Origin of the sequence: Neobacillus drentensis, assembly GCF_036962765.1 — a bacterium.
In the GTDB taxonomy this organism is placed as follows: Bacteria; Bacillota; Bacilli; order Bacillales; family Cytobacillaceae; genus Neobacillus; species Neobacillus drentensis_C.
This window is the reverse complement of sequence record NZ_JBALOS010000236.1, coordinates 1-7,806: the sequence shown is the minus strand read 5'-3', so window position 1 is coordinate 7,806 and position 7,806 is coordinate 1. Positions and strand designations below refer to the sequence as shown.

General features: G+C 32.8%; 7 protein-coding genes. 6 read left to right on the top strand and 1 reads right to left on the bottom strand.

Annotated features, from left to right (window positions below; all coding sequences use genetic code 11):
- The coding region (locus V7137_RS24510) for a DUF3231 family protein (RefSeq protein WP_335700492.1) at positions 1 to 404 on the bottom strand (404 nt) is incomplete at its 3' end.
- A gap of 928 nt (positions 405 to 1,332) precedes the next feature.
- Between V7137_RS24510 and V7137_RS24505 the strand changes: the two genes are divergently transcribed.
- The 6 genes from V7137_RS24505 to V7137_RS24480 all read left to right on the top strand — a co-directional run bounded on the left by V7137_RS24505 (position 1,333) and on the right by V7137_RS24480 (position 7,658).
- On the top strand, positions 1,333 to 1,485 hold the full coding sequence (locus tag V7137_RS24505) for a hypothetical protein (RefSeq protein WP_335700491.1): 153 nt from the start codon (positions 1,333 to 1,335) through the stop codon (positions 1,483 to 1,485).
- 161 nt (positions 1,486 to 1,646) lie between these two features.
- Entirely contained in the window at positions 1,647 to 2,519 is an 873-nt protein-coding gene (locus tag V7137_RS24500) for a carbohydrate ABC transporter permease (protein WP_335700490.1), read from the top strand.
- Between the two features lie 18 nt (positions 2,520 to 2,537).
- A complete protein-coding gene (locus tag V7137_RS24495; protein WP_335700489.1) occupies positions 2,538 to 3,437 on the top strand; it encodes a carbohydrate ABC transporter permease in 900 nt (299 codons plus the stop codon).
- An 83-nt stretch (positions 3,438 to 3,520) separates the two neighbouring features.
- Positions 3,521 to 4,201, top strand: a complete 681-nt coding sequence (locus V7137_RS24490) for a response regulator transcription factor (RefSeq protein ID WP_335700488.1) — start codon at positions 3,521 to 3,523, stop codon at positions 4,199 to 4,201.
- Positions 4,198 to 6,012, top strand: a complete 1,815-nt coding sequence (locus V7137_RS24485; RefSeq protein WP_335700487.1) for a sensor histidine kinase — start codon at positions 4,198 to 4,200, stop codon at positions 6,010 to 6,012. The genes V7137_RS24490 and V7137_RS24485 overlap by 4 nt, the downstream gene beginning before the upstream one ends.
- 218 nt (positions 6,013 to 6,230) lie before the next feature.
- On the top strand, positions 6,231 to 7,658 hold the full coding sequence (locus V7137_RS24480; RefSeq protein WP_335700486.1) for an ABC transporter substrate-binding protein: 1,428 nt from the start codon (positions 6,231 to 6,233) through the stop codon (positions 7,656 to 7,658).
- The last annotated feature ends 148 nt before the right edge of the window (positions 7,659 to 7,806 follow it).

Sequence of the window (7,806 nt, the reverse complement as noted above, 5' to 3'; positions counted from 1 at the left end):
AGCAATTTTAATAAAGAAAAATCTAATTGAATTACATCATTAAGTATTTTTTTATAAAAATTTTTTACTTTATAATCTGTTAATTCAATATATTGAACAGCAAGCGCTCGCAATCCATTACTCGTTATATGCTTTAAGATCTCTATAATTAATTGGTCTGAAAATAGCTTTGTTGTTGAACTATATATATCATCTTCCCTGAAGAACGGTGTATCTTTATAACCTTCCTCAGACAATAATTGAGTAGCCTCTTGTTCTTGATATGTAGAGATTTTATATATTTCATTTAAAATATTCCTTAAATCGGTATCCTCAGAAGTTTCACTAAGATATTTTAATAAAAAATTCATCATGTTTGAACTTGATTGTAAGTACCAAAGGAAACCTAATTCATTTACGTTCATTTTATACCCCCTAAAGACTCAATTTCTTTTTTTATTTTGTCAAAAAAAATTCTTGATTATTCATGAATCAGTAATTCTTCCTAAATACACTTAGAGTTTCATTGTATGGGATTGAACCTTTCGAAAAGGAACAACATTTTATATATCCGACCAAACTGATGTTGGTAATATAATGATTCAAAAATATTGAGGTGAATATCTAAAGCTAACTTCCTTTAATGGGGAAAGTGAGTTATTTTGTAGAGGGCGAACAGTTTTGTGGACGGGATCAAGTCCCCACTGGCAGAGACGTTCCACCCTGGCTACTATGATCATAAAACCTAATAAAAATAGGGCACCATAAAATCTTTCGTGACATATAAATAGATACTTACACCGAGAGTAAAAGTAGTATTTCTGAAAATATGGGTGAAATAGATTTTTTGGCAACGTCGGTAAATTATAGAGGACAGGGTGTGGCAACTAAGATGAAAGAAGTTGAGCCCAGGGAGCCTACCTTCTCTTATGTGATATCCAAATGGGCGAGCTAAAACTCCTGATTTTGTATATTTGCTTAGGAGTGAATTTAAGTAATTGCAAAGTATCAACTTTTCAACAAAACCAGCTAATAGTAGGTAGCTGCTTATTCAAGAATCGGGCGCTTTTCTTGAATAAGAAGGCGTCTTTTTTGATACGCCCCTACACATTAAGGGATTAGATTTTTTTAAGGAAAAAAAGATTGTTAATATTTTCACTTAAACTAACGGGTGCTTGAGTTTAAGATCAGAGCTGTCATTGAGGCGGCTTTTTCTTGTTGAACTAACGGAGCAGGTTAGTGTAATAAGAGTGTAAGTATGCTGTGCATTGATCCAAGAAGGATTAATGTATTTTTTATTGGAATTTGATAGAACCGAGTGGTGGTTTTTTCAAATTGAAGAGGAGGATTTTAGTGAATAGGCTTAGAGATAGTGACGAAACCTACCTCATTAATTTATGTGATGAGATTTTGGGTATAAAAGGTTCAAGGCAGCAAAAGTTTTTTTTCTTAAGAGTAGATAAAGGAAAAAGTGTAAAAGATTTCAAAATAAAGTTAAAAAGCTAACAAATACGTTAGCTTTTTATTTTTGTTTTTTTTAATAATCACTTTTCGGCTTAATCTTAATTTAATCTTTATCTCATCTTTATCTCATTAGGCTATACTTCATTCCGAACAGAATTATTAATCAATTTATTAAATACTCAAATATAGAAAGAAGTGAACACATGAAGCTAAGTAAACGATTAAATAATGATGGTAAGGTTGCAGCATTTTTCTTATTACCAAGTTTGATTGGTTTTTCCCTTTTCTATTTAATCCCTTTTGTAATGGGTACTATCTATTCATTTAAAGATGGTGCGGTTGGTGGTTCATTTGTTGGTATTTTCAATTATAAAGAGCTAATAGCAAGTGCTTCATTTTTAAAGGCAGCATCAAACACATTTTGGTTTACGGCAATCAATGTTCCATTAGTAATCGGCATTTCTTTAATGCTCGCACTTTGCTTGCATCAAACAGTTGTGTTTAAAAATGTCATAATCAGTTCATTCATCTTACCAATTGTAGTACCAGTCGCTTCGATTGTTATGCTATGGCAAATATTATTCGATTGGAATGGTACATTTAATTCATGGTTGGTGAATTTGGGCTTTACTCAAATCGATTGGATGAAATCAGATTGGTCGATCGCTGTTGTATCAGTTGTTTATTTATGGAAAAACATTGGTTACAACATGATCATATTCTTGGCAGGTCTTCAAAATATACCAAAAGATTACTATGAGATAGCGGAAATGGAAGGCGGAGGTCGTTTCTTTAAATTTAGACAGATTACGTTGGTATACTTAACGCCAACAATGTTTTTTGTACTTTTAATGAGCATAATTAACTCCTTCAAAATATTCCGTGAAACCTATCTAATTGCAGGTGATTATCCATATGATCGCATTTATATGATTCAGCACTATATGAATAACATGTTTGCTTCTTTAAATGTTCAAAAACTGACCGCTGCTGCGTCATTAATGGTCGTATGTATTTTAATCTTAGTGTTTGTTTTTTTCGCAATCGAACGTCGATATCGAAAGTTTATGAGTTAAGAATAAGAGGTGAAGAGAATGAAAAGAAATACGTTATTTCGCAAATGGATTTTAACTTTTTTCTTATTGATTCTGGCAGCAATAATGGTTTTCCCAGTCGTTTTTACATTATCAAATTCTTTTATGACAGAGATAGAAATTAGCCGTCACTATCCTTCAGAAAATGAAAGTCAACTAGATAAGGATGCACGCAAAGATTCGTTCATCCATTTGAAATTGATACCTGAACAGTTCTCGTTTGAACAATATAAAGCATTCTTTGTTAAGAAACAATCATTCATTGACAAAGAACAATCAAATATGGAATTTTATGAAAATTCTATCTTAATAGTGTTCCCAATCATACTAGGTCAACTGATTGTTGCATCGTTTGCAGCATATGTCCTTGGAAAACTAAAGTTCAAAGGAAGAGATACGCTATTTTTGGTGTATATGGTTACCATGTTGATGCCTTTTCAAGTAACACTGGTACCTAATTATCTTATTGCAGATAAGTTAGGGCTCTTAAATAGTTTTGGAGCCATCATTTTCCCAGGAATATTTGGTGCGTTTGGTGTGTTTATGCTTAGACAATTCGTCATGACGATTCCATATTCATATATCGAAGCTGCAAAAATAGATGGGGCAGGTCATTTTACGATTTTCATGAAGATCATATTGCCACTGATTCGACCAGGTCTTGCAGCACTAGTCGTTTTATTATTCGCTGATTATTGGAATATGGTTGAACAGCCACTTATTTTTCTAGATGATCCATTAAAATTTCCATTGTCCCTTTATTTATCTCAAATTATAGAAGAAGCAAGAGGGATTGGTTTCGCTGCCTCAATTCTCTATATGGCACCAATGTTATTAATTTTCGGATTTGCAAAAAAATATTTAATCAAAGGAATTCAGTTATCAGGTGCTAAGGATTAATGGATATATCACTAATTAATAAAAATTCCATGTTGGATAAAATATAAGTATGGGAGAGCATAGAAAGCGAGCGTGGAATGACCATGCAGTACAAAATCTTAATCGTAGAAGATGAAACTATTTTACGTGAAATTGTGAAAGATTATTTAGTAAATGAAGGTCATGAAGTAATTGAAGCGATCGATGGTGAACAAGCATTGGGATTATTTCAAGAACAAGTTTTTCATCTCATTATTCTTGATATTATGTTACCGAAGGTTGATGGGTGGGCAGTTTGTAGAAGAATTCGAAAGACTTCAAATGTTCCTATCATCATGTTAACAGCACGGGTAGATGAAGATGATACACTGCTTGGATTTGAGTTAGGCGCCGACGACTACGTTACAAAGCCTTATAGTCCACCCATTTTGCTTGCCAGAGTTAAACGTATACTTGAAAGTCAATATAAAATAAATGAGCCATCAAATGAAACATTTACTAAAAATGGTGTTTCAGTCAATTTTTCTTCTCGGAAAGTCAAAGTAGATGGATACAATATCAATTTAACTCATACTGAATTTGAAATATTAACTTATTTAATGCAAAACCATGGGATTGTGATTACAAGAGAACAACTCGTGCAAAAGGTTTGGGGCTATGACTATAATGGTGATGATCGAACAATTAATACACATATACGTAATTTACGGACGAAATTAGGCAGTAAATCAAAACTGATTTCAACGATCATTCGAATAGGCTATAAGTTTGAGGAAACCGTATGAAATTCGGGATTGTCTTAAAACTATTTTTATTAACAACAACTTTATGTTTGTTAATCACAGGATCCATTTATATTGGTCAAACAATCTTTTTTAAACAATACTATGCAAATCGAAAAGTAAATGACCTGAAATCCAGTATCAAATCATTTGAGAAACAATACTTAAAAAGCGATGGTAATGTTCAAACAATCCAGCAATTAGAACAAGATTTTTATCGTGCCCAAAATACATGGATTACAACGCTTGATCACAATGGAAATATTAAAACTGCAAATGATTTTTATGCTGAAATTAGGATAGACGGAAATAAAAAATCAAATCAAATATTGATGATTCCACTATATCATTTATTAAAAGAAGACGACCTTTTAAAAGATACTCCACCTATTTCAAAAGGTGATATTGTGGATGTCAATATAATTGATAAGAATAATATTACTATCCCTTATTATCTTTACGTGGTTCAGCGTAATTCATACTGGATCAATCAATCCATGTGGAAAAATATTGATAACTCCTTTCTAGTTAATAATGAGAAATACGATATAAAAGAAAAAATGGAAATATCGCCAAAATATAATGCGGAAATCCATCAATTAAAAGGAATCGTACAAAATGTACGCATTCCTGATCGTAATGATGTTTCAAGCATCATTTATAGTAATATCTTATTCATGGATCGTATTAATGAATTTCAAACAAACTTATTGTTGGATGAACAAAACCAGCACAAAACTTTCAAAACGCTTGATTATGAACAAAATGGAATCAAATATAAATTGTTTATCGATCCGATTAAAGATGAAAATGGTGAAACAAATTATATTTTTTCAATGGCTTCTTTACAACCAGTAGATGAAGCTGTGCGAATGGTAAAAGATTATTTTGTTTATATCATTGCATTCGTTTTACTTCTTACAATTTTGGCGTCCATTTACTATTCAATCAAAATTGCAAGACCATTATTAAGAATTAATAATACAACAAGAAAAATTGCGCATTTAGATTTTTCAGAACGAATTGAATATCATTCGAAAGATGAGATTGGTGATTTATCACAGAATATTAATTTGCTTTCAAATACGCTACATTCGCATATTACGCAATTAAAACAAGATATTGAGAAAGAAAAACAATTAGAAAATACAAGAAAAGAATTCATTTCAGGTGTTTCGCATGAATTGAAGACCCCACTCAGTATTATGAAAAGCTGTATTTCGATCCTAAAAGACGGTGTTGCTAGTCATAAGAAGGATTACTATTTTGAAGCGATGGAAAAAGAAGTCGACAAAATGGATCTATTAATAGTGGATATGCTTGAATTAGCAAAATACGAGTCTGGAACGTATAAAATGAAAATGGAACCATTTTATATTGATAAAGTAATTGATCAGATTTGTAGTCAATTATCTTTAGAAATTGAGAAAAAAGAACTAACGATTCATAAAGATTTAGTATCTATCGAAGTATTCGCAAATCAACATCGCATTGAACAAGTCATCACGAACTACATGACAAATGCGATCCGCTATTCCCCTGTTCATGAACATATCTATATTTCAACGACAATAGAAGATGAGCAAGTGAAAGTGTGCGTGGAAAATAAAGGATCACATATTCCAAATGACCAATTAAATAAGGTTTGGGAACGTTTCTATCGCGGTGATACGTCTAGACATCGATCAGAAGGTAGTACTGGGTTAGGACTTGCCATTTCGAAAAATATATTAGACCTACATGGTGCGCAGTACGGTGTCATGAATACATCGGATGGAGTATTATTTTACTTTTGCTTAAATAAAAATAAGTGATAATATGGTTGGAAAAATTAACTATACTTTTCTTCTGTTGAATCGCCCTAGTCAAAAGGGCGATTTTTTATTACAGGCTAACGCTCCTAGAATTAGCCGACAGTTATTATTGTAAAATTTTTATCAATCTTTTAAAAAACTTTATTTCATCTTCATTTCATCTTTATTTGAGGAGGGTATTCTTACTTTAAGTGAGAAAGAGAAAGGGAGATGATAATATGAAAAAAATATTGGCTTTAATGATGAGTTTAATCGTAATGTTTAGTCTTGTTGCTTGTAGTAGTGGGAACACACAAAGCGATGAAAACAAACATAACGAACAAAATAATACTAACAAAGGTCATCAAGATAACAATAAAAATAGCAATCGAGAAGACCTTTCGTTAAAGGTAAGCAGAGATGAGAAAAAAACGATTACAATCTCTGTCTTAGGGAAACATCCAGACTTTGTATTAGCTGCAAAGGAATACGAAAAAAAGCATCCAAATATCAAGATTGAACTGAAAAGCTTTGCATCGGGTGGTGGCGCATTATCAGCTCTTCAACTTGAGAAATACGTGGCACAGACCACTACAGAGGTGTTATCTGGAAAGGGCGCAGATTTATTCATTTTAAACGACCAAAGTTTGCCGTTAGATCGATACATTGATAAAAATGCCTTTGTTAATCTTAATCAATACATTGAAAAAGATACGTCTTTTGACAAAAGTCAGTATTACATGAACATCCTCGAACACTCTAAAGTGAATGGTGGTCTTTACGTTCTGCCTACGCATTTTTCCTTAGGGGCTTTAATTGGGAATCAAGAAGCGATTTCGAAAACAGGCGTCCAAATAGATGACCGTCAAAACTGGACATGGGATCGTTTTACAGAAATAAGTAAGCAGTTAAAGGCAAAAGGGACACTTGATACAGCAATGGTAGTTTCACCTGTTGGTATCTTAAATCCTTTAGTATTCTCGAATGAAAACTACGACCAACTTGTTGATACAGAGAAAAATGAAGCCCATTTTGATTCTCCATTCTTTATTGATTTACTCGAACGAGTAAAAAAAATGTATGACGATAACGTTTTATCGGATAATCAGGTCGGTGTGATGAGAACAACGTATTTTACTAGTTCACCAATCTATTCTGCAAATGATTATGCGATGCGTGCAGCTATTTACTATCAGAATGCGGCGAACATTTACGATTTTCCACATTCTTCTGAAAAAGAATCGGGTGTTACCTTCTCTGGGTACGATCGCTATGCGATGAATGCAAATTCCACTGTCAAAATGGAAGCATGGGATTACCTGAAATTTTTACTTTCTTATGAGATTCAAACTCAATCAGTAAGCGGTATGTTTCCTGTGAATATCGCGGCAAATGAGAAGGAATTTACCGATGTAATAGAAGGAAAAGTAGAAAATACAAAAGGTAGTGGCGGAAAGGGTGGCAAAGGTGGCGCAGTAACGGTTTCAGAAGCTTCACTTGAGCCATTGAAACAAATGATTTCTGAGGCGAATACACAAATACGATGGAATGAAAAAATCAGAACAATCATAGAGGAAGAATCAAATAGCTATTTTAAGGGTCAAAAATCTGCTCAAAGTGTGGCGGATATTATCCAGAACAGAGTAATGACCTATTTAAACGAGTAGAAGAATAAAGAAATTTCTAGGAGACCACTCAAAATGGTCTCTTTTTATATCCAGTTTTATGATCTTTCAATTTTTAGAAAAATAGTTTGTGAAAGAATGTACTTAAGCTAACGGGTGCTTTAATTGAAGATCCAGCTGCTATTTTTAT

Excerpts from the sequence above, each read along its gene's own strand:
- V7137_RS24500 (WP_335700490.1), top strand. The coding sequence starts at position 1,647 with ATGAAGCTAAGTAAACGATTAAATAATGATGGTAAGGTTGCAGCATTT.
- V7137_RS24495 (WP_335700489.1), top strand. The coding sequence starts at position 2,538 with ATGAAAAGAAATACGTTATTTCGCAAATGGATTTTAACTTTTTTCTTA.
- V7137_RS24490 (WP_335700488.1), top strand. The coding sequence starts at position 3,521 with ATGCAGTACAAAATCTTAATCGTAGAAGATGAAACTATTTTACGTGAA.
- V7137_RS24485 (WP_335700487.1), top strand. The coding sequence starts at position 4,198 with ATGAAATTCGGGATTGTCTTAAAACTATTTTTATTAACAACAACTTTA.
- V7137_RS24480 (WP_335700486.1), top strand. The coding sequence starts at position 6,231 with ATGAAAAAAATATTGGCTTTAATGATGAGTTTAATCGTAATGTTTAGT.